Below are 20,367 nucleotides of genomic sequence, written 5' to 3' on the forward strand. Positions count from 1 at the left end.
CGCCACGCCCGCAGGACTCCCGAGGAGGTCGAATGGTTGTACGGGAGGTCAGAGAACCGCGTTGAACTTGGTTCCCTCACCCGCGTACAGGTTCGTCGTCAGCCGGACGAACGGGGCCGTGGAGGAGCCCGTGGAGCCGTACACGTACGTGCCGCCCGCCCCGTACGCGATCAGGTCCGGCCGGCCGTCGCCGGTGACGTCGCCGCCGCCGACGAGCTGGGAGAAGGCGCCCCAGCCCGCACCGATCCTGATCCGGCTCTCGAAGCCGGCGCCGCCCGTGCCCCGGAAGAGCCACAGGACGCCGGCGGTGTCGCGGGCGACCATGTCGCCGGCGCCGAGGTCGGTGACCGGCGAGTTCGCGATGTTGCCGACCATGGTGATCTGGTTGTACGTGTTCCAGCCGGAGCTGACCCGGAGTCGCGGCGCGAACGGCTTCGCGTAGTTGCCGGTGCCCTTGTAGAAGAACAGGTAGCCGGCGCTGTCCGTGGCGACCAGGTCGGGGCGGCCGTCGCCGTCGAGGTCCGAGCCGCCGGTGATCTTGTTGTAGATCTGCCAGCCGGTGCCGACCTTGACGCGCGGGGCGAAGGTGCCGTCGCCCTTGCCGAGGTACAGCCACTGCACGCCCGAGCCGTCGACGGCGATCAGGTCGCCGTGGGCGGCGCCGCCGACGCTGCCGACGGCCTCGACCTGCTTGTAGACGCCCCAGCCGGGGCCGATCTTCGTCCGCTTCGCCACCTTGTACTGGCCGTTGACCGGCCCGTCGAAGAGGTCGTCGCGCCACAGCTCGCCCGCGGAGTTCCGCGCGAGGACGTCGGTGGAGCCGTTGTCGTTGTAGTCGTGCGGGTTGTTCAGGCGCTTGACCTGGAAGGTGCCCGAGGCGGTCGCCGAGCCGCCGACGCCGTCGGTCGGGGTGGCGGTGAGCTGCCAGGTGTAGGCGCCGTTCGGGGCGCTGATGCCTTCCAGGACGCCGTTCCAGGCATAGCTGAAGACGCTGCTGGTGAGCGGCTGCGTCGGCTTGTACGTGAACTTCTTGCCGGTGGCCGTGTGCGTGAGGGTCAGCTGCACGTAGGCGCTGTCACGGGACAGGGACCACTGCATGGGGACCGTCGAGCCCGGCTTCTCCAGGTCCGCGACGGCGGGAACCTTCGACTCGACCACCTGGAGGCCGAGGGACCGGCCGGTGTCCGCCTTGAGCTCGGCGTCCGGGCGGGCGCCGCCGACGCCGCCCGAGATCCGGAACAGACCGTCGGACGCGGTCGTGGCGCCGCGCACGGTCAGCGAGCCGTCCTGGGCGTGGGCCACGCTGGAGAAGTGTTCGAGGAACTTGTACGGGGCGGCCGTCGGGTCCTTGATGCTGCGCGCGTACAGGGGGCTCAGCGAGTCGCTGCCGGCCGTGCCCGGGACGCCGTACAGGACGACGTCGCCGACGATTCCGGCCACGACGCCGCCGGTCAGCGCGCCGGTCATCGGGATGCTCAGGGTGCCGGAGTCCACGGACAGGACGGGGGCGTTCTCGAACTGGCCCTTGACGACGACGGCCCGGTGGGTGGCCGTGAGGGCGCCGGTGGACGTCGGGTACCACTCGGCGGTGCCGGAGGAGCCGCCCCAGTCGATGACCTGGTTGGCGGTGGAGGTCGTGGTGGCGGTCCACCAGCGGGGCGCCATGCCGGACGTGGACTGGTACATCTCCGTGCCCAGGACGACCAGGTTGGTGCCGTCGGAGGAGACGACCTTGTAGTCCACGTTGCGCTCGCGGGACGACAGCTTCACCTTCTGGAAGACGCCGTTCACCTTGGCGAGCTTCCACAGCTCGCGGTAGTTCTCGGTGCCGCTCGGGACGCTCGCGAAGAGGTTGTCGCCGACGACGCCGACGAGCTGGGCGCCGGGCTTGAGCTGGGAGTAGAGGTCGAAGAACGTGGTGGACCAGTTCGTACCGGCCTTCATGTCCCGTACCTGGACCGAGGCGCCGCCGTTGCTCATCACGGCGAAGTCGGAGTAGCTGTCGTGGCCCTGGAGACCGGAACCGACCTGGACGACCGACCCGTCGGCGTACGCGTGCCACTCCAGGACCGGCTCGCCCAGCTCGTTCTTGCGGGACGTGAGGAAGCCGGTGGTGCCGGCGCCGGCGATCTCGGCGTCCAGCGGCAGGTTCGCCTCGGCGGCCGCCTGCGCTCCGGCGGCGACGGCCGGGACGGCCGCGACGGCGGGAACGGTGAGGAGCGTCCCCGTGACGGCCGTGACCGTGGACAGGGTGAGCAGCGCGGCGGCGAGGCGGCGCCCGGACATGCGGTACTGCAAGGAAACCCCCAGTGAATGCGGGCACTTGACGTGCCGTACCTCATTCAGACTCTTGATCGAATCGGGGGGTTGTATCGCTCTTCGGAAGAATTTTCGAGGGGTGGGCGGTCAGCTCCGGCGCTCCACCACGCCCCGCACGTACGCCGCTTGACCCGCGTGCTGGAGGTCGTCCGCGATCACCGACACCAGGCGGACGCCGAGGGTGACCGGCGGGTCCCAGGAGGTGTCGACGACCCGGTCCAGGTCGGCGTTGGTGACCGTGCGGATCAGTTCCCCGGTGCGGGCGTGCACGGCGTCGTGGTAGTCGAGCAGCAGCTCCGCGGGGGCGCGGACCGCGTCGACCTGCGCCCGCGTCTGCCCGTACCCGGTGGCGCGCTTCGAGAACGGCAGGCCGAAGCGGTCGGCCCAGCCGTCCGAGGTCCACAGCTGGTCCGTGCCGAACGCGTCCGCGAGGTGATCGTCCTGGATGCGGGTGAGGTGCCAGACGAGCCAGGCGACCGAGTTGGCGTCGGGATCGATCCGTACGGCGAGTTCCTCCTCCGTCAGCCCTTCCACGGCTTCGTGGACGGCCTCACGGATCCGGCCGAACGAGTCGAGCAGCAGACCGGCGCTGTTCATGGGGGCTCCTCGGGGTCGGGGACCTGCGATTCGGTTAGGGACGCTCCGCCTTCCAGCGCTCCACCACGGCCTCCACGTCGAAGGGCCGCAGGTTCAGCGGGGGCCCGGCCGGCGGGCGGGCGAGGGCTTCGGCGATCCGGGTGTTGATCTCCCCGAGGATGCGGCGGACCTGGCGCTCCGAGACGGCCGCGGCGACCGCCGCCTCCGCGTCCTCGGCCGCCTTGCGCAGGGCGAGGGTGGGCGGCAGGACGGACGCGCCCTCGCGGTGCATCTTCCCCTTGATCCACCACAGCTCGTCGTACGGGGCCGAGTCGTCGGGGAGGGGCTTGCCGAAGCCGGACAGGGTCCGGAACTCGCCGCGCTCCGCGGCCTCGCGGATCTGTCTGTCGACGAACGACTCGAAGCTGACTCCGGGCGGCTTGCGTTCGGTCATGTGTCCAGACTACGTAACCGCCGCGGTACGGGTGTGGTTCCCGCGGGCTACTGCGACCCGTGATCTTCCGGCACTCTGAGGTCCGCTCAACGCGCGTCGACCCCTGTCCCCTCGCCCTCACCGGAGGACGTATGCGTGCACGGATCACCCCCCTCGGCACCCTCCTCGCGCTCGTCGCGGGCCTGCTCACCGCGCTCGTCACCGCCGGCCCCGCCCAGGCCGCGCCGCTCTTCAAGGCGCCGTTCCCCTGCGGGCAGACCTGGACCTACAGCCATCACTCGGCCGAGGTCCGCCAGGCGCTCGACTTCGTCCGTGCCGACGGCGGCACCACCGCCGGCACCCCGGTCCTCGCCTCGGCGTCCGGGACCGCCTACCGCTACGACCAGCCCACCGGCGCCGGCCAGTACATCGTGATCGACCACGGCGGCGGCTGGAAGACGTACTACTTCCACCTGGCCGCCTACTCCGTCGCCGACGGCGCCCAGGTCTCCCAGGGCCGGCAGATCGGCACCACCGGATCCACGGGCAACAGCTCCGGCGCCCACATCCACTACGAGCAGCTGTACAACGGCGTAGGGCAGACCATCGTGATCAACGGCGTCTCCCTCGCCCCCTACCCCTCCTCCTACGGCTCCAAGTCCCTGACCAGCGACAACGGCTGCTCGGGCGGGGGAGGCGGAAAGTACTGGGTCGACACCTTCGCCAACGCCACCGGCTACGCGCAGCCGAACACGAACGACCCGCAGGGCGTCCTGAACGCGGGCACGAACTACGTGTACTGCAAGGTCTGGGGCGCGGAGGTCCGCGACGGCGCCGGGAACTACAACCACTGGTGGCTGCGGACCGACCTCGACACCGTGTACGCCGGGAAGAACGGCTACGGGGCGTACGTGTCCGCGTACTACCTGTCCCGCTGGGGCAACGACGAGGCCCGGGACAACAACGGGACCGTGATCCCCACCTGCTGAAAAAGGGCAGGAGCCCCGCTCGTGCCACGAGGCACGGAGCGGGGCTCCTTGGGTACTGCTCTAGTCGTGCGCAACCGCCGACCCGGGCAACTTAGGCCGGGGTGACGTTCTCCGCCTGCGGGCCCTTCGGGCCCTGCGTGACGTCGAAGGTCACGAGCTGGTTCTCCTCGAGCGAGCGGAAGCCGTTCGCGTTGATCGCGGAGTAGTGGACGAAGACATCCGGGCCGCCGCCGTCCTGGGCGATGAAGCCGAAGCCCTTTTCAGCGTTGAACCACTTCACGGTTCCGGTAGCCATGAGCCCTCCTATGGGCCAAAGGGTCGCCCTGCTCCAGAACCTGCAAACAAGTCTGAAAACTACAAAAGCCTGCGGGTCACATGCTCCGCAGGCTCTGTACTGCAAGGGAAACCAAACTGCAACTTGCGTTGAGCCTAGCACGCAGGACGCTCGTGGCGGTAGAGGGAAAGATCACGTCACCCGCATGTTTGATTCCGTTCCGTGGGCTGACGCGCGTGCCCCGCCGATGCCCACACTGCGAGACGGGTCTAGCCTCGCGATGTGGACAAAGCAACCGACGACCAGCAGCGCAGCCGGCCCCGCGTCGGGCACATCCAGTTCCTGAACTGCCTCCCCCTCTACTGGGGCCTCGCCAGGACCGGGACGCTCCTCGATCTCGAGCTCACGAAGGACACCCCGGAGAAGCTCAGCGAGCGCCTCGTCCGGGGCGATCTCGACGTCGGGCCCATCACCCTCGTCGAATACCTCCGCAACGCCGACGACCTGGTCGCGCTCCCCGACATCGCCGTCGGCTGCGACGGGCCCGTCATGTCCTGCGTGATCGTCTCCCAGCGGCCCCTGGCGGAGCTCGACCGCGCGCGCGTGGCCCTCGGCTCCACCTCCCGCACCTCCGTACGCCTCGCCCAGCTCATCCTGGCCGAGCAGTACGGGGTCAGCCCCGACTACTACACCTGCCCGCCCGACCTGGGCCTGATGATGCAGGAGGCCGAGGCCGCCGTCCTGATCGGCGACGCCGCGCTCCGGGCCTCCCTGCACGACGCGCCCCGGCTCGGGCTCCAGGTCCACGACCTGGGGCTGATGTGGAAGGAGTGGACGGGCCTGCCGTTCGTCTTCGCCGTGTGGGCGGCCCGCAAGGACTTCCTGGCGCGCGAGCCGGAGACCGTCCACGAGGTCCACCAGGCCTTCCTCGCCTCGCGCGACCTGTCCCTGGAGGAGGTCGCCAAGGTCGCCGAGCAGGCCGCCCGCTGGGAGACCTTCGACGCCGAACTCCTGGAGCGCTACTTCCGCACGCTCGACTTCCGATTCGGCCCCGAGCAGCTCGCCGGCGTACGGGAGTTCGCCCGCCGCACCGGCCCCACGACCGGCTTCCCGGCGGACGTCGCGGTGGAACTCCTGCCGCCTCCCGTGCGATAAGCGGCGGAGCCGCGGGGAATGGAGCGGGAAAGAAATACCGGTGGGCCCTCCCGAGCGCCGGGCGGGCCTTTCCCGGCGCCACCGGGAATGCGGCCGCTCTCCCCGCGGCGCCGGTAAATGGACCACGCCCGTGGGGCATCCGTAACGGCGCCCGCGGGGCACCCGTAACCGCGCCCGTGGGGCACCGGCAATTCACCGAATATTCGCCGGATTCCCGCGCGCGCCTCACCCGCCGCACCCCCTCCCCGGACTCCGGTCGCCGCCGGCCCACACCCTGCGGAAGTCGCCAAGGGCCCTGGCGTAGGCTGGTTCGGTCGATCAGAACCCCTCCGAAAGGGACGCACCCGGTGACCGAGAAGGCCGAACTCCAGTCTGTTCTCGACCGCGCCGCCGCGGGTGGCCGGATCACCCCCGAGGAGGCGCTCGACCTCTACCGCTCGGCGCCCCTGCACGCGCTGGGCGCCGCCGCCGACGCCGTGCGCCGCCGCCGGTACGCGGGGACCGAGCACATCGCGACGTACATCATCGAGCGGAACATCAACTACACGAACGTCTGCGTGACGGCGTGCAAGTTCTGCGCGTTCTACGCCGCCCCGAAGGACACCAAGAAGGGCTGGACCCGGGACCTCGACGACATCCTGCGCCGCTGCGCGGAGACCGTGGAGCTCGGCGGCACCCAGATCATGTTCCAGGGCGGCCACCACCCGGACTACGGCGTCGAGTACTACGAGAAGCACTTCGCCGCCATCAAGAAGGACTTCCCGCAGCTGGTCATCCACTCCCTCGGCGCCTCCGAGGTCGAGCACATGGCCCGCATCTCCGGCGTCTCCGTCGAGGAGGCGATCACCCGCATCCACGCCGCCGGTCTCGACTCCTTCGCAGGCGCCGGCGCCGAGCTGCTGCCCGAGCGGCCGCGCAAGGCGATCGCCCCGCTCAAGGAGAGCGGCGAGCGCTGGCTGGAGATCATGGAGATCGCCCACAAGCTGGGCGTCGAGTCCACCTCCACCATGCTGATGGGCACCGGCGAGACCAACGCCGAGCGGATCGAGCACCTGCGGATGATCCGTGACGTGCAGGACCGGACGGGCGGCTTCCGGGCCTTCATCCCGTACACGTACCAGCCGGAGAACAACCACCTCAAGGGCCAGACGCAGGCCACGCTCTTCGAGTACCTGCGGATGATCGCGGTCAGCCGGCTCTTCCTCGACAACGTCGCGCACATCCAGGGCTCGTGGCTCACCACGGGCAAGGAGATCGGCCAGCTGACGCTGCACTACGGCGCCGACGACCTCGGCTCGATCATGCTGGAGGAGAACGTCGTCTCCTCGGCGGGCGCCAAGCACCGCTCCAACCTGCGCGAGATGATCGACATGATCCGCACCGCGGACCGCGTCCCCGCGCAGCGCACCACGACGTACGAGCACATCGTGGTCCACGACGACCCGGCGAACGACCCGGTCGACGAGCGCGTCGCCTCGCACATCTCGTCGACCGCGATCGAGGGCGGCACCGCCCACCCCGAGCTGAAGCTGCTCGACGCGAACTGATGCTCACCCTCCACGTCGCCGAGGCGACGCCCGGGAGCGCCGTCCTGGTCGACGGCGCCCTCGTCGCCGCCGTCGGCCCGTACGAGGACCTCGCCGAGCAGCACCAGAACGCCCGGCTGCGGCGGTGGCCCGGCATCCTCACGCCCGGACTCCTCAACCCGTACGGGCCGGAGCTCCTGGAGGAGACGTACCACCCGGACCCGCGGGAGGCCGCGGAGTTCGGCACCGAGCCGATCACGGGGGAGCGGGCGCGGGAGATCTTCCGGGCCGACCCCGCCCGGCGCGGCGCCTCCGCGCGCCGCGGTGTGCAGCGGCTCCTCGCCCACGGGACGGTCGCCATCGCCGGTGAACTGCGCGGCCGGGCCGCCGTGGACGCCGTGCGCCGGGCCGGACTGGCCGTCGGCCGCCGCCCGGACCGGCTCCCCGGTCCGCCGTCGCTCTCCCCGGCGCCGCTGGTGCCGGGCGGCCCCGCCCGCTTCGCCGTCTTCGACGTCCCGGACCGGGCGGCGCTCGTCCGCCTCGGCGCGTCGACCTGTGTCGCGACCGTCGTCGAAGGCCGACTGGTGTTCCGCCGGCGCTAGCGGTACGGGCCTTTCCGGTTCAGCCGCCGCGGACCGGGCTGTCCTTCTTCTGCACCGGGTACTCGTCCGCGTACTTCAGCAGATCGGTGAAGCGCGCGTCGCGTACGACCGCCAGCAGCTGGTCCGGTGTGACGGGTGCCGAGGCGGTGTCCGAGGGGCTGACGGAGAGCAGCACGCTGCTCCCGCCGTACCGGGTGACGACCATGGAGCCGAGGGTCTCGGGCTTGTTCACGGCCATCGCGTACACCTGCGCGGTCCGGCCCCCGTCGAGATCGGCCTTCTCGCACGTCGTCCTCTTCGACGGGATGTTCCGGCACTCCTGGAGGCGTTCGCCCTCGGCGGGACGGATGGACAGCGTCACGGGGAACGTCTTGCCGCCCGCGGTGATGCGGTAGCCGGAGACCTCGTCCGCGACCGGCCGGATGTCCGTGACGGACGCCGGAAGGAGTTCGTCGAGGAGGGCCGACACCTGCTGCTGGAACTGGGCGCGGCGGGCGCTCTCGGCGTCGGAGAGCTTCTCGGGCGGTGTCTGTCCCGGGGTCGGCTGTGCCTGCACGGGCGTGTGGTACGCGGAGGGGAAGGCGGCCGGCGGGGCGGCGGGCATCGCGACGCCGGGGTCGGTGGTGGAGAACAGGGAGAGTCCCAGGGCGGCCGCGGTCACGGTCCCGAAGACGCCGCCGGCGACGGTGAGCCGGGCACGTGCGCGGCGCCTGCGGCCCAGGCGGATCGCGGTGGGAGCGAGGTCGGGAAGGGGCGGGAGGTCTTGTGCCGTCCGGTCCATGGCACGGCGGAGCATCGTTTCGTCGTCCACTCGGGGCCTCAGCTTCCGATGGTGTGGTGAAGGTGGTGGGGATCGGCGGTGTAGAGGTCTGCCTCGCCGAGGTGGTCCCGGAGCCTGGCCAGTGAGCGCGAGCACTGGCTTTTGACCGTCGCCTCGCTGCAGCGCAGGAGCGAGGCGACGGTCTCCACACTCAGGTCCTCCCAGTACCTCAGGACGACCATGGCGCGGGCTCTGGGCGGGAGCTCGGCGAGCGCGGCGAGCAGCGTGACCCGGAGGTCCGGCTGTTCGGTGGCCCGCGCCGGGCCGAGCCCGCCGGTCTTGGTGAAGGCGAGCAGATCGCGCAGTCTGCGTCGCCGTTCGGCGAGGAACGTGCGGGTGAGCACGGTCTTGGCGTAGGCATGCGGATGCTCCGCCGATCCGGCCCGCCGCCAGTGCTGGAAGAGCTTGGCGAGGGTGGTCTGTGTGAGGTCGCGGGCGGTCTCCGCGTCCCCGCACAGGAGATATGCGGTGCGGTACAGCCGCGTCTGCGCGGATCGGGCGAACTCCTCGAACCCGACGTCCGAGCCAAGCGGTGACGGCATCTCGCTCCCTTCGTCAGCACTGTCACCCTTCCTTGAGCGCGCTCGCCGGGAAAAGGTTGAAGGCGATTTCCGGGAATCTTCCGGGGGGCCGGGCCCGGTCCCCGCCCGCCCGGGGGGTGGCTGCCACAATGGCCGGGTGAGCCGAGCATCCCTGGACAAGCAGCCGCACGAAGTCGCCTCGATGTTCGACGACGTGGCGGCGAACTACGACCTCACCAACGACGTGCTGTCCCTGGGGCAGGACAGGCGCTGGCGCAAGGAGGTCGCGAAGGCGGTCGACGCCCGTCCCGCGCAGAAGGTCCTGGACCTGGCCGCCGGCACCGCCACCTCCTCGCAGCCGTTCGTGCGGGCGGGGGCGTACGTCGTGCCGTGCGACTTCTCCCTCGGGATGCTGCAGGTCGGCAAGAAGCGGCATCCGTGGATGCCGTTCACGGCGGGCGACGGCACGAAGCTGCCGTTCCGCGACGACGTGTTCGACGCGGTCACCATCTCCTTCGGGCTGCGGAACATCCAGGACACGGAGCAGGCGCTGCGCGAGCTGTACCGGGTGACGAAGCCCGGCGGCCGGGTCGTCATCTGCGAGTTCTCGCACGCGACCTGGGCGCCGTTCCGGAAGGTGTACGAGGAGTACCTGATGCGCGCGCTGCCGCCGGTGGCCCGCGCGGTGTCGTCCAACCCCGACGCGTACGTGTACCTGGCGGAGTCCATCCAGTCCTGGCCGGACCAGCCGGCGCTCGCGGGCCTGCTGCAGAAGGCCGGCTGGTCGAAGGTGGCCTACCGGAACCTGTCGGGCGGCATCGTCGCGCTGCACCGCGGCTTCAAGGCGTAACCCCGCCCGGCCCCGCCGCCATAAAATTCCCCCATCCTTCCCTCGACCCCTTCGGGAGTTCCGCCGTGACCGAGCAGCCCCTCTCCGAGCACAGCGCTGATGTGATCGTCGTCGGGGCAGGCCCGGCCGGTTCCACCACCGCGTACTACCTGGCCAAGGCCGGACTCGACGTCCTGCTCCTGGAGAAGACGGCGTTCCCGCGCGAGAAGGTCTGCGGCGACGGCCTCACCCCGCGCGCCACCAAGCAGCTGGTCTCCATGGGCATCGACATCTCCGAAGAGGCCGGCTGGCTGCGGAACAAGGGGCTGCGGATCATCGGCGGCGGTGTCCGGCTCGAACTGGACTGGCCCGAGCTCGCCTCGTACCCGGACTACGGACTCGTCCGCAAGCGCGACGACTTCGACGAGCAGCTCGCCCGCCAGGCGCAGAAGGCCGGCGCCCGGCTGTACGAGCGCTGCAACGTGGGCGCGCCGGTCATCGACGACCGTACGGGCCGGATCACCGGTGTCCACGCGAAGCTGGGCGAGGAGAAGCGCGAGGTCACCTTCCACGCGCCGCTCGTCGTGGCCGCCGACGGCAACTCCACCCGCCTCTCGGTGGCCATGGGCCTGCACCGGCGCGAGGACCGGCCGATGGGCGTCGCGGTGCGCACGTACTTCCAGAGCCCCCGCCACGAGGACGACTACCTGGAGTCCTGGCTGGAGCTGTGGGACCGGCGCGGCCCGCAGGACCGGCTGCTGCCCGGCTACGGCTGGATCTTCCCCATGGGCGACGGCACGTCCAACGTGGGCCTCGGCATCCTCGACTCCTCCTCCGCGTTCAAGGAGCTGGACTGGCGCGAGGTCCTCAAGGCCTGGTGCGCGTCCATGCCGGAGGACTGGGGCTACACCCCGGAGAACATGACGCAGCCGATCCGCGGCGCCGCCCTGCCGATGGCCTTCAACCGCCAGCCGCACTACACGAAGGGCCTGCTGCTCGTCGGCGACGCGGGCGGCCTGGTCAACCCGTTCAACGGCGAGGGCATCGCGTACGCCATGGAGTCGGGCCAGATCGCGGCCGACGTCATCGTGCAGGCGCACGCGCGCGCGACCCCCGCCCAGCGTGAGCTGGCGCTGCGGAACTACCCGCAGATCCTCAAGGACACCTACGGCGGGTACTACACGCTGGGCCGCGCCTTCGTGAAGCTCATCGGAAACCCGAAGATCATGAAGATCGCGACCCAGCGTGGTCTGACGCACCCGCTCCTGATGAAGTTCACGCTGAAGATGCTGGCCAACCTCACCGACCCGACGGGCGGCGACGCCATGGACCGCATCATCAACGGTCTGTCGAAGGTGGCGCCGAAGGCGTGAGCGCCGTCAGGCGCAGTGCCTGAGCCCGGCGAACCGCCGGGTCATCGGGCCCCGGGGCACGAGGGCGCGCAGCTCCGTGCCGCGGCAGGGGCAGTCCTGGCGACAGAGACGGCCCGGCCAGACCGCCTCCGCCAGCAGGGCGAGGAGATGGAGCTGGGCGCGCGAGAGGCCGCCCAGCTTCTCCCGCATGTTGGTGACGTGGAACTTGACGGTGCGCTCGGTGATCCCGAGGAATTCGGCGAGGTCCGTGTTGGACTCGCCGCCGGGCATCGCGGACAGGACCTCGATCTCGCGGTCCGTCAGGGTGTCCAGGTGGCGTAAGGCGGTGGTGACCGGGTTGATGCGGGCGGCCCTGGATCTGTCGACCTCGGACGGCGCGGAACCGCAGTACTGGCACTGACGAAGCATGTGTCTCCCCCCTGAGACGGCATTCGCTGGACGCTGTGCGACGGGACCTATGGGCTGGCTCCCGGAGAACCGACGAGCTGGTTCCCCATGGGAACGGTAGACCCGATCGTGTCGCGAATCATGGCCCTTACGGGTGTCCCGGGACGTCCCAGGGGCCTGAAATCGCCGCCCTGTCCCGCTGCGCCCCGCGCGGGACCCCCCTCCGGCGGGGTCAGCCGGCCAGCGTGGCCGCCAGCTTCAACCGCTCGTTGAGCTCGGTCTTCGCCTGGTTGAGGGTCTCGGCGTTCTGCTCGATGCTCCGCTTCTGGTAGGCGCTCTCGACGGTGAACCAGATCCCGACGAGGTTGGCCCTTTCCTTACAGGCGACGTCCTGCTTGGCGGCGGCGATCGCCCGGGGGCTGCCGTAGGTGTTCGGGTCGAGTCCCAGGTCGCTCTGCGGGCTGACGGGCTCGTCGACCTTGTAGCCCTTCTCGGCCATGCAGGCGGACCAGGCCTTCACGGCGGCGACGACGCGGGAGTCCTCGCGGGAGCGGGAGTTGGCGTCCATCCCCACGTTGGTGACGAACATGGCGTCCACCGCGCCCTTCTTCGGCGCGTAGATCGTGAGGAAGCTCTCCCGGATGCAGCCGCCGATGGGCACCTTCTGCCCGTTGAGGGTCTTGCCGCTGTCCTTGCCCTTGGCCTCTTCCAGGCTGGCCGGCTGGGGGCCCTTGTAGTCGGAGGGGCCGTTGAGCGCGAGCTTGCCGTTCGCGCTGAGGGTCTGGGCGGCGGGCTTCGTCGGCGGCTCGGCGCCCCGGTTGGGGATGTAGCCGTAGCGGGCCGCGATCGCCGGGTCGGTGAGGCCGTAGCGGCGGGACTCGCCGGAGCGGGCGGCCGGGGCGGGCGAGAGGGGCAGCTCGTACGTGAAGCCGAAGCGGGCCATGCAGTCGCCGACGACCCGCGACTGGGCCCGCTCCAGCGTGCGCCGCTGGTCCTCGGTGGTCGCGTAGCCGTCCAGGGGGAAGGAGAGGCTCGTCGTCGACAGCATCCGGGGAATCGTGCCGATCTCCGGTTCCCGTGCGGAACCGCCGTCACCGCTCTCGGACTCGGAGGAACAGGCGGTGAGGAGCGCGGCGCTCAGGAGGAGAACGGTCGCGCGGGCGGCGAGTGGACGCATGGGGCTGCTCCAGAGACGTGTGCGTGTCTACCATGGGAGCAGCCGTTGCTCTGCCCGCCTCATTCGGGCGGAGCAACGGCTGCCGCGTTCGTGCGTGTGCAGGTGCCGGCGTCTGGAAGCTACTCCGGCGGTTCAGCTGGTGGTGCCGACCTCAGGATCAACGGGCCTTGTAGTAGTAGGCCGAGGAGATCTGGTTCTTGAAGGTCGCGGACGCGTTGCCGGAGTAACCCACCGGCAGGCTGCCCTCGACGCCACCGGCGTACGCGTCGGTGTAGACCCACCAGGTGTTCGAGTCCGCGTTGTAGTACGAGGCGGTGTTGTCGTTCACCTTCTGGCCGGCGCCGCTGCCCGGACCCGGGAACCAGTCGTTGTCGAAGTTGTCGTCCGAGACGAAGAGGTCGAAGACCGCGCCGCCCTGGTACGAGTTGTAGTACAGGCCGAACTCGCCGCTCTCCAGGTAGCCGTTCTTGCCGGTGGCCGCGGAGGCCGAGCCGGCCGTGGCGAGCGCGCCGGCGCCGAGGGCGGCGAGCGCGATGGCCGTGGCGGCGACGCGACGGAGTGCAGTGCGCTGCATGTCGTTGCCTTTCACGTAGCTGGGGTGGATGTGTCTGCTGTGGCCCGGAGCGGGCCGGTGTCCATACGAACACCGCCAACTCGACTGCGTCCACTGTCCGTTGAGACAGTTACCGGCCGGGCTACCCGCGGCTATGCTCGATCGTGTCGAGGCGCCCGCGGGCGCCGGAGACCTATCGCGCAGGGGCCTTGTACGTGGCGGAGCGCACCGCCGCGTCGGCCCCCTCCTGCGCGTTCCCATGACGCCCCGTAGACGGGGAGACCCCCGTCGGAAGGACCGTTTCTGATGAGACGCCTCATGGCTGTTCCCGTACTGATACTCGCCCTCGGGCTCGGGGGGTGTTCGAGCGACGGGGACGGCGCGACCCGGTCGGAGCCGAGCACCGGAAGCTCTTCCGCCTCCGCCGCCCCCTCCTCCGGGGCCTCGCAGGGCTCCGCCGACTGGGCCGCCTACTACGACTGCCTGGACGCCCAGGGGCTCAAGCTCCAGGACACGGGCGGGGAGAAGCGCGTCGACAAGGACGCCAACAAGCCCGAGGCGATCGCGGCGGCGGAGAAGGCGTGCGCGGGGAAGCAGCCCGGAAAGGGCCAGGTGGACCCGGCGCGGCTGGAGGCGGCGAAGAAGCTCTCCGCCTGCATGCGCAAGGAAGGCATCGCCGACTACCCGGACCCCGACCCGGCGACCGGTGAGGTGGCGCTCGACGGCGACCTGGGCGCGCGGATGAAGGGCGACCCCAAGGTGGTCGAGGCGCTGAAGGCCTGCGGTCCCAAGGCCGCGGGCGGCGACGGCGGGACGGTCGTCGGTGGCTGACGACACCACGGACGGCACGAGCGCGCCCGGCGGGGAACCGCCGGGCGGGGTCGCGGACGTCTCCAGGACCCCCGGCGGCGACGCCGGGGGCGCCCGGATGAACCGGCGCCGCTTCTGGGTCGCCGCCCTCGTCGCGGGGGCGGTGGCCCTGACCGGCGCCGGCGTCGCGGCGACCTCCCTGATCCGCTCGCCCGCACAGGTCGCCGCGGACGCCGAGCCCCCGCCGCAGGACGTGCTGATCGCCCGGGTCGAGAACCGGGTCCTCGCGGAGACGGTCGTCCTGCGCGGCACCGTCGCGGCGGGCCAGAGCATCCAGGTCGCGCCCGTCTCGGCGGGCGGCGAGGGCGGCACCGCCCCGGTGATCACCAAGGTGTCCGTGAAGAGCGGGGACGCCGTGCGCTCCGGGAAGGTGCTCCTGGAGGTCTCCGGCCGGCCCGTCTTCGTGCTGCGCGGCGGCCTGCCCGTCTACCGGGACCTCAAGCCGGGTGCCACCGGTGACGACGTGAAGCAGCTCCAGGACGCGCTCGCCGAGCTCGGCCACGGCCGCGGCGGCGACGCGAGGGGCACCTTCGGGCCCGGGACGAAGGACGCGGTCGAGGAGTTCTACTCCTCCATCGGCTACGACCCGAAGCCGGCCGTGGACGACGACGGTGCCGCCGTCGACGGGGCCAGGGCCGCCGTGACCGGTGCCGAGCGGGCGGTCGTCGACGCCCGCGACGCGCTCGCGGCCAACAAGGACGCCACCCAGACGAAGAACCTGAGGAAGACGCGCGACCGTGCCGTCGAGGACCTGGCCGCCGCGCGCGAGACCCTCGCGAAGGCGCAGGCGGCCGCCGGGCCGATGGTCCCGGCGGCCGAGGTCGTGTTCGTTCGGGCCTTCTCCGCGCGGGTCGCCACGGTCACGGCCCGGCCGGGAGCGCAGGTCTCCGGCACCGCCCTGACCCTGTCCTCCGGAAAGCTGATGGCGCAGGGCTACCTCCAGGACCACCAGAAGGGGATGGTCCGCGCCGGGCAGAAGGTACGGATCCTCGCCGAGGCGACCGGGCAGGAGACGACCGGCAAGGTGGTCTCGGTGGCCGACACCCCGTCCCAGCAGCAGGACCAGCAGTCCGGTTCGCAGGGGACGGGCTCCGGCGGGAACGGCGGCAACGGCGGGGGAGGGGACGGCTCCCAGGGCAGCGGCGCCGTCGGCTATCTCTTCACCGTCGACCCCAGCCGCGAGCTGCCGTCCGGTCTCGCGGGGCAGGAGGTGCGGCTCACCATCGAGGCCGCCTCCACCGACGGCAAGGCCCTCGTCGTCCCGGTCACCGCCGTCTCGGCGGGCGTGGACGGCAAGACCGTCGTCACCACCGTCGACGGCACCGGCCGGCAGGAGCGGATCGAGGTACGGACCGGCACCACCGGCGACGGCTACGTGGAGGTCGTCCCTCTCACCGCCGGCGCGCTCAAGGAGGGCGACGAGGTGGTCACCGGGGTCAACCCGGGCGCCGCGTCGGGCAGCACCGAGGGGTCGCCGTGAGCGAGGACGACGTCCCGGTCATCGAGTTCCGCGCGGTGGCCCTGACCTACCCCGGACCGCCGCCCGTCGCCGCCCTGAGGCCTTGCGAACTCACCGTACGCAAAGGCGAGTTCATCACCGTCGTCGGTCCGTCCGGCTCGGGCAAGTCGACCTTCCTGAACGTCGCGGGACTGCTCGACGCGCCCACCGCCGGCACGTACCTCCTGGACGGCATCGACACGGCGGCGCTCCGCGACGGCGAGCGGACGGCCCTGCGCGGGCGGCGGATCGGCTTCGTCTTCCAGTCCTTCCACCTCCTCCCGCACCGCAGCGCCACGGAGAACGTCATGCTCTCGATGGTGTACTCGGCGGTGCCCCGCGCCGAGCGCCGCACCCGGGCCCGTACCGCACTCGAGCGGGTGGGACTCGGCCACCGGGCCGAGGCGCTGCCCGGCCGGCTGTCCGGCGGCGAACGCCAGCGGGTGGCCATCGCCCGCGCCCTCGCCGGCCGCCCGTCCCTGCTCCTCTGCGACGAACCGACCGGCAACCTCGACTCGGACAACGCCGCGTCCGTCCTCGACCTCCTGGGCGAACTGCACGCCTCCGGGATGACGATCGTCGTCATCACCCACGACGCGGAGGTCGCCGAGCGCGGCGAGCGCACGGTGACCATCCGCGACGGGGTGCTGAGCGAGCCGGCGCGGGGGAGGCGAGCGTGAGACGCACCGCGAAACGGCCACGACTGGTCGAACCCTCCCGGCTCGCCGCCCGTGACGTCCTCGCCGAGGCCGTCGCCGGCATGCTCCAGCGCCCCGGCCGCTCGGTCCTCACCGCGCTCGGCACCGTCCTCGGCGTCGGCACGTTCGTCGCGATCCTCGGCCTGACCGCGACCACGTCCTCGCAGATCGACTCCCGCTTCAACCTGCTCACTGCCACCGAGGTGACCGTCGAGGACGTCGCCCGCGACCAGAACGAGTTCGCCGACCCCGCCTTCCCGGCCGACGCCGACGCCCGGATCGGACGCCTCGGCGGCGTCGAGGACGCCGGCGTCTACTGGTCCGTCCGCCTGGCACCCGGCACCGCCGTCCGCTCCGCGCCGGTCGGCGACGCCACGGGCAGCGAGCGCATCGACGTCGTCGCCGCGTCCCCCGGGGCGCTGCGGGCGGCGGCGCCGACCCTCCGGCAGGGCCGCCTGTACGACGAGTTCACCTCCCGGTCCGGGCAGTCGGTCGCGGTGCTCGGCAAGTCGGTCGCGGACCGGCTCGGCATCACGACCCTGGAGACCCGGCCGGCGGTGTTCATCGGCGACGAGCCCTTCACGGTCGCCGGGATCATCGACGACGTGAAGCGCAGGGCCGACGTCCTGATGTCGGTCACCGTGCCCCGGACGACCGCCGAGAAGCTCTGGGGCCCGCCGCAGCAGGGCGACGCGAAGATGCTCATCACGACGGCGACGGGCGCGGCCCGGCAGATCGCGCGGGAGGCGCCGGTCGCGCTGCGCCCCGACCATCCGGAGTACCTCAGGGCGATTCCCCCGCCGGACCCCAGGACCCTGCGCGCGGGCGTGACCCACGACCTGGACCAGCTCTTCCTGCTCCTGGCCGGGGTCTCCCTGGTGATCGGTGCGGTCGGCATCGCCAACACCACCCTCGTCGCGGTCCTGGAGCGGACCGGCGAGATCGGCCTGAGACGTGCCCTCGGGGCCCGGGGACGGCACATCACCGTCCAGTTCCTCACGGAATCGGGTGCTCTGGGCGCGATGGGCGGGCTCGTCGGTACGGCGCTCGGGGTGTCCACGGTGATCGTGGTGGCGCTGGTACGGGACTGGACGCCGGTGATGCACACGGCGACGGTCGTCGCGGCCCCGGCCGTCGGCCTGGTGACGGGCGTCGTCGCCGGTCTCTACCCCGCCTGGCGGGCCTCCCGGATCGAGCCGGCCGAGGCGCTGCGCCGCTGAGACGGTACGGCGAAGGGCCGTCTCTCCCCCGAGGAGTGACGGCCCTTCGTCGTACGGGCGGGGTGGATCAGAGGATGCGGACCGCGCCCGAGGGGGTGTCCCAGTCCATCGTGTGCTCGACGACGCCGCTGGACGGGTTCTGCGCGCCGACGTACTTGCCGCCGCCGACGTAGATGGCGACGTGGTACGAGCCGCTGCGGCTGCCCCAGTACAGGATGTCGCCCGGCTGGAGGTTGCTCAGGGAGACCTCGGTGCCCATGCTCGACTGCTCGTACGAGATGCGGGGCAGGTCGATGCCGGCCGCGCGGTAGGCGGCCTGGACGAGGCCGGAGCAGTCCCAGGAGTTGGGGCCGGTGCCGCCGGAGACGTAGGCGTCGCCGATCTGCGCGCGGGCGAAGGCCACGATCGCGGCGGCGGAGCCGGTGGGGGCCTGCGTCCGGCTGCCGCTGTCCGAGGCGGTGGAGCCGCTGTCGTTGGACGCGCTCGTGCTGGAGAGCTGGGTGCGCGCGCTGTCGCGGGAGGCGCGCTCCGCGGCCTCCTTGCGCTCCTGCTCGGCCTTGAGGCGGGCCTTCTCGGCGCGCTCGGCCGCGGCCTTGCGGTCGGCCTCGGCCTTGGCCTTCTTGGCCTCCTGGGCGGCCTTCTGCAGCGCCGCGTCCTCCTGCGTCTGCAGGTTCTGGTCGAGGGCCTCCTGCTGGGAGGCCTCGGCGGAGGCGGCGACGGCACTGGCGAGGCCCGTGCCGGCGTCGAGGGAGCCCAGGGTGGGCATTTCGATGGTCTCGGTCACCGGCTCGGCATTCGCCGGCCCGGCAGCACCGGCCACCGCGATGGTGCCGAGGACGCCACCGGCAACTCCGGCGCGGAGCGCGAGCTTCGAGGCGCTGCGGCGGGGCTTCCGGTGGCTGGGTATGTGAGCGGTGTGGGACATGGGTACAACCGCTATCAGGGCTTCACGGTTCCCTTCAAGAAACGTGGGTTGCGCCACAGTTGCGTTTGGAATCTGTGAATCCGCCTCCGTGCCAGCCTTATTGACGCCGTAACGGGCAAATCGGGCAGGGCTCATCGGGGCCTTGATCACGGGTTTTCAATGAAACGTCCGAATTGCCCGACGCTTACCACCTCTTGACGCCGATGGCCAAGCCCTCTTCTTTTCGGGGCTCCCCGGACGTGACGCAGGTCACACCCGGGTCCGATGTGCGCTCGTGAACGCGTGCACGCGTCCACCTCCGTACGTCCGGCCCCCCGACCGGGCGACGGCCGGTTCCTTTATCACCCGGACGCGTCCATCGCCAATTTGCCTGTACGAGCCATCACTTGATAGTGCGACACCCCTTCCGAGCAGCGATTTCCGGTACGGATGTCACATCTGGTGATCACCTGGGCGCTTCGCGCAACAAGATCACCGCTCATCCGACTTCATGATCCTTCGTCAGGTGGTGGAGATCACAAAGTCGTTGCTGTACCCCGTGTCGCAGATCACAGAGGGGCGGGCATAAGATGCGGGGCAGCCGGGCTTGTGAACTGCCTCACATGGGGGCGATCTTTCACGGCGGCCGGCGGTGCGGTCCAACGGTCAAGGACGACTGGAAGGAGCGAGGAGCGTGAATGCGTACGCGCCCGTCCTCGTGCTCGGTGCCCTGGGTGCGGGGTTTGCGATCTTCTCCGTGGTCATGGCCACGCTTATCGGGCCAAAGCGGTACAACAGGGCGAAACTAGAGGCATACGAGTGCGGCATCGAGCCGACGCCCACTCCCGCCGGAGGCGGCCGCTTCCCGATCAAGTACTACCTGACGGCGATGCTCTTCATCGTCTTCGACATCGAGATCGTCTTCCTCTACCCCTGGGCCGTCACCTTCGACGCCCTGGGGCTTTTCGGGCTCGTGGAGATGCTGCTCTTCGTGCTCACCGTCTTCGTCGCCTACGCGTACGTGTGGCGGCGGGGCGGCCTGGAATGGGACTGAGGGGCTGAGGGGCACCAAATGGGACTCGAAGAGAAACTCCCGAGCGGCTTTCTGCTGACGACGGTCGAACAGGCCGCGGGCTGGGTGCGCAAGGCGTCCGTGTTCCCCGCGACCTTCGGCCTCGCCTGCTGCGCCATCGAGATGATGACCACCGGAGCCGGCCGGTACGACCTGGCCCGCTTCGGCATGGAGGTCTTCCGCGGCTCGCCGCGCCAGGCCGACCTGATGATCGTCGCCGGCCGGGTCAGCCAGAAGATGGCGCCGGTCCTGAGGCAGGTCTACGACCAGATGCCCAACCCGAAGTGGGTCATCTCGATGGGCGTCTGCGCCTCCTCGGGCGGCATGTTCAACAACTACGCGATCGTCCAGGGCGTCGACCACATCGTGCCGGTCGACATCTACCTGCCCGGTTGCCCGCCGCGTCCGGAGATGCTCCTGGACGCGATCCTCAAGCTCCACCAGAAGATCCAGACCTCCAAGCTCGGCGTGAACGCCGAGGAGGCGGCCCGCGAGGCGGAGGAGGCGGCGCTCAAGGCGCGGCCGACGATCGAACTGAAGGGTCTGCTGAGGTGACCGACGCACGCGCGGC

At 70.9% G+C, this 20,367-nt stretch carries 22 protein-coding genes; 12 read left to right on the plus strand and 10 right to left on the minus strand.

All coding sequences use genetic code 11. The annotated features are described in order from the left end of the window. Positions 1-48: 48 nt before the first annotated feature. From ABT041_RS17970 to ABT041_RS17980, 3 genes are all read right to left on the minus strand, one after another. Positions 49-2,286, minus strand: coding sequence for an FG-GAP repeat domain-containing protein (locus tag ABT041_RS17970; protein ID WP_351185196.1), 2,238 nt, complete (start codon positions 2,284-2,286; stop codon positions 49-51). 120 nt (positions 2,287-2,406) lie between these two features. Next, the gene (locus ABT041_RS17975) at positions 2,407-2,916 is read right to left on the minus strand and encodes a mycothiol transferase (RefSeq protein WP_351185198.1); all 510 of its coding nucleotides are present in this window, start codon (positions 2,914-2,916) and stop codon (positions 2,407-2,409) included. Positions 2,917-2,950: 34 nt separating this feature from the next. Continuing rightward, positions 2,951-3,349 carry a DnaJ family domain-containing protein gene (locus ABT041_RS17980; RefSeq protein WP_351185201.1) on the minus strand — a complete coding sequence of 133 codons (399 nt, stop codon included), beginning with the start codon at positions 3,347-3,349 and terminating at the stop codon, positions 2,951-2,953. 131 nt (positions 3,350-3,480) lie between these two features. Between ABT041_RS17980 and ABT041_RS17985 the strand changes: the two genes are divergently transcribed. Further along, a complete protein-coding gene (locus tag ABT041_RS17985) occupies positions 3,481-4,317 on the plus strand; it encodes a M23 family metallopeptidase (RefSeq protein ID WP_351185204.1) in 837 nt (278 codons plus the stop codon). A gap of 91 nt (positions 4,318-4,408) precedes the next feature. Here ABT041_RS17985 and ABT041_RS17990 read toward each other — a convergent pair whose 3' ends face one another. Beyond that, positions 4,409-4,612: a cold-shock protein gene (locus tag ABT041_RS17990; RefSeq protein WP_030208785.1), complete on the minus strand. Its 204-nt coding sequence runs from the start codon at positions 4,610-4,612 to the stop codon at positions 4,409-4,411. A 261-nt stretch (positions 4,613-4,873) separates the two neighbouring features. Between ABT041_RS17990 and ABT041_RS17995 the strand changes: the two genes are divergently transcribed. From ABT041_RS17995 to ABT041_RS18005, 3 genes are all read left to right on the plus strand, one after another. Next, positions 4,874-5,746: a menaquinone biosynthetic enzyme MqnA/MqnD family protein gene (locus ABT041_RS17995; RefSeq protein WP_351185209.1), complete on the plus strand. Its 873-nt coding sequence runs from the start codon at positions 4,874-4,876 to the stop codon at positions 5,744-5,746. A gap of 347 nt (positions 5,747-6,093) precedes the next feature. Then, positions 6,094-7,293, plus strand: coding sequence for a cyclic dehypoxanthinyl futalosine synthase (gene mqnC / locus ABT041_RS18000; protein WP_351185212.1), 1,200 nt, complete (start codon positions 6,094-6,096; stop codon positions 7,291-7,293). After that, positions 7,293-7,874, plus strand: coding sequence for an imidazolonepropionase-like domain-containing protein (locus tag ABT041_RS18005; RefSeq protein WP_351185215.1), 582 nt, complete (start codon positions 7,293-7,295; stop codon positions 7,872-7,874). The genes mqnC and ABT041_RS18005 overlap by 1 nt, the downstream gene beginning before the upstream one ends. Before the next feature lie 19 nt (positions 7,875-7,893). On the opposite strand, the gene ABT041_RS18010 is transcribed toward ABT041_RS18005, so the two are convergent. Further along, positions 7,894-8,685: a hypothetical protein gene (locus ABT041_RS18010; protein WP_351185218.1), complete on the minus strand. Its 792-nt coding sequence runs from the start codon at positions 8,683-8,685 to the stop codon at positions 7,894-7,896. An 8-nt stretch (positions 8,686-8,693) separates the two neighbouring features. Then, complete coding sequence (locus ABT041_RS18015) at positions 8,694-9,236, minus strand: SigE family RNA polymerase sigma factor (protein ID WP_351185221.1); 543 nt, start codon at positions 9,234-9,236, stop codon at positions 8,694-8,696. Between the two features lie 136 nt (positions 9,237-9,372). On the opposite strand from ABT041_RS18015, the gene ABT041_RS18020 reads away from it, so the two are divergent. Together ABT041_RS18020 and ABT041_RS18025 are read left to right on the plus strand one after the other, a co-directional pair. Continuing rightward, positions 9,373-10,065 (plus strand): demethylmenaquinone methyltransferase, encoded by a 693-nt coding sequence (locus tag ABT041_RS18020; RefSeq protein ID WP_351185224.1) that lies wholly within the window; start codon positions 9,373-9,375, stop codon positions 10,063-10,065. A 65-nt stretch (positions 10,066-10,130) separates the two neighbouring features. Next, positions 10,131-11,417, plus strand: coding sequence for a geranylgeranyl reductase family protein (locus ABT041_RS18025; protein WP_351185227.1), 1,287 nt, complete (start codon positions 10,131-10,133; stop codon positions 11,415-11,417). A gap of 6 nt (positions 11,418-11,423) precedes the next feature. On the opposite strand, the gene ABT041_RS18030 is transcribed toward ABT041_RS18025, so the two are convergent. The 3 genes from ABT041_RS18030 to ABT041_RS18040 all read right to left on the minus strand — a co-directional run bounded on the left by ABT041_RS18030 (position 11,424) and on the right by ABT041_RS18040 (position 13,555). Then, a complete protein-coding gene (locus ABT041_RS18030) occupies positions 11,424-11,825 on the minus strand; it encodes a helix-turn-helix domain-containing protein (protein ID WP_351185230.1) in 402 nt (133 codons plus the stop codon). Between the two features lie 211 nt (positions 11,826-12,036). After that, a complete protein-coding gene (locus ABT041_RS18035) occupies positions 12,037-12,981 on the minus strand; it encodes a hypothetical protein (protein ID WP_351185233.1) in 945 nt (314 codons plus the stop codon). Between the two features lie 157 nt (positions 12,982-13,138). Further along, positions 13,139-13,555 carry a hypothetical protein gene (locus ABT041_RS18040; protein WP_351185236.1) on the minus strand — a complete coding sequence of 139 codons (417 nt, stop codon included), beginning with the start codon at positions 13,553-13,555 and terminating at the stop codon, positions 13,139-13,141. A gap of 297 nt (positions 13,556-13,852) precedes the next feature. Here ABT041_RS18040 and ABT041_RS18045 point away from each other — a divergent pair, with 297 nt between their 5' ends. The 4 genes from ABT041_RS18045 to ABT041_RS18060 are packed head-to-tail and all read left to right on the plus strand — an operon-like array spanning position 13,853 to position 17,820. Next, positions 13,853-14,365 carry a hypothetical protein gene (locus tag ABT041_RS18045; RefSeq protein WP_351185239.1) on the plus strand — a complete coding sequence of 171 codons (513 nt, stop codon included), beginning with the start codon at positions 13,853-13,855 and terminating at the stop codon, positions 14,363-14,365. Continuing rightward, a complete protein-coding gene (locus tag ABT041_RS18050; protein ID WP_351185242.1) occupies positions 14,358-15,884 on the plus strand; it encodes a peptidoglycan-binding protein in 1,527 nt (508 codons plus the stop codon). Before ABT041_RS18045 ends, ABT041_RS18050 begins: the two co-directional genes overlap by 8 nt. Further along, entirely contained in the window at positions 15,881-16,582 is a 702-nt protein-coding gene (locus ABT041_RS18055; protein ID WP_351185245.1) for an ABC transporter ATP-binding protein, read from the plus strand. Before ABT041_RS18050 ends, ABT041_RS18055 begins: the two co-directional genes overlap by 4 nt. Continuing rightward, positions 16,579-17,820 carry an ABC transporter permease gene (locus ABT041_RS18060; protein ID WP_351185248.1) on the plus strand — a complete coding sequence of 414 codons (1,242 nt, stop codon included), beginning with the start codon at positions 16,579-16,581 and terminating at the stop codon, positions 17,818-17,820. Before ABT041_RS18055 ends, ABT041_RS18060 begins: the two co-directional genes overlap by 4 nt. Before the next feature lie 67 nt (positions 17,821-17,887). On the opposite strand, the gene ABT041_RS18065 is transcribed toward ABT041_RS18060, so the two are convergent. Next, positions 17,888-18,745, minus strand: a complete 858-nt coding sequence (locus ABT041_RS18065) for a C40 family peptidase (RefSeq protein ID WP_351185251.1) — start codon at positions 18,743-18,745, stop codon at positions 17,888-17,890. Between the two features lie 673 nt (positions 18,746-19,418). Here ABT041_RS18065 and ABT041_RS18070 point away from each other — a divergent pair. Beyond that, complete coding sequence (locus ABT041_RS18070; RefSeq protein WP_019888619.1) at positions 19,419-19,778, plus strand: NADH-quinone oxidoreductase subunit A; 360 nt, start codon at positions 19,419-19,421, stop codon at positions 19,776-19,778. A gap of 18 nt (positions 19,779-19,796) precedes the next feature. Beyond that, positions 19,797-20,351 carry a NuoB/complex I 20 kDa subunit family protein gene (locus tag ABT041_RS18075; RefSeq protein ID WP_351185255.1) on the plus strand — a complete coding sequence of 185 codons (555 nt, stop codon included), beginning with the start codon at positions 19,797-19,799 and terminating at the stop codon, positions 20,349-20,351. Positions 20,352-20,367: the final 16 nt, after the last annotated feature.

The sequence above is a fragment of the Streptomyces sp. NPDC002825 genome (assembly GCF_040295385.1).
GTDB lineage: Bacteria > Actinomycetota > Actinomycetes > Streptomycetales > Streptomycetaceae > Streptomyces.

What these genes read in the sequence shown, in the direction of transcription:
- ABT041_RS17970 (WP_351185196.1), bottom strand. Translation starts at nt 2,286, where the DNA reads ATGTCCGGGCGCCGCCTCGCCGCCGCGCTGCTCACCCTGTCCACGGTC.
- ABT041_RS17975 (WP_351185198.1), bottom strand. Translation starts at nt 2,916, where the DNA reads ATGAACAGCGCCGGTCTGCTGCTCGACTCGTTCGGCCGGATCCGTGAG.
- ABT041_RS17980 (WP_351185201.1), bottom strand. Translation starts at nt 3,349, where the DNA reads ATGACCGAACGCAAGCCGCCCGGAGTCAGCTTCGAGTCGTTCGTCGAC.
- ABT041_RS17985 (WP_351185204.1), top strand. Translation starts at nt 3,481, where the DNA reads ATGCGTGCACGGATCACCCCCCTCGGCACCCTCCTCGCGCTCGTCGCG.
- ABT041_RS17990 (WP_030208785.1), bottom strand. Translation starts at nt 4,612, where the DNA reads ATGGCTACCGGAACCGTGAAGTGGTTCAACGCTGAAAAGGGCTTCGGC.
- ABT041_RS18005 (WP_351185215.1), top strand. Translation starts at nt 7,293, where the DNA reads ATGCTCACCCTCCACGTCGCCGAGGCGACGCCCGGGAGCGCCGTCCTG.
- ABT041_RS18015 (WP_351185221.1), bottom strand. Translation starts at nt 9,236, where the DNA reads ATGCCGTCACCGCTTGGCTCGGACGTCGGGTTCGAGGAGTTCGCCCGA.
- ABT041_RS18030 (WP_351185230.1), bottom strand. Translation starts at nt 11,825, where the DNA reads ATGCTTCGTCAGTGCCAGTACTGCGGTTCCGCGCCGTCCGAGGTCGAC.
- ABT041_RS18035 (WP_351185233.1), bottom strand. Translation starts at nt 12,981, where the DNA reads ATGCGTCCACTCGCCGCCCGCGCGACCGTTCTCCTCCTGAGCGCCGCG.
- ABT041_RS18040 (WP_351185236.1), bottom strand. Translation starts at nt 13,555, where the DNA reads ATGCAGCGCACTGCACTCCGTCGCGTCGCCGCCACGGCCATCGCGCTC.
- ABT041_RS18045 (WP_351185239.1), top strand. Translation starts at nt 13,853, where the DNA reads ATGGCTGTTCCCGTACTGATACTCGCCCTCGGGCTCGGGGGGTGTTCG.
- ABT041_RS18065 (WP_351185251.1), bottom strand. Translation starts at nt 18,745, where the DNA reads ATGTCCCACACCGCTCACATACCCAGCCACCGGAAGCCCCGCCGCAGC.
- ABT041_RS18075 (WP_351185255.1), top strand. Translation starts at nt 19,797, where the DNA reads ATGGGACTCGAAGAGAAACTCCCGAGCGGCTTTCTGCTGACGACGGTC.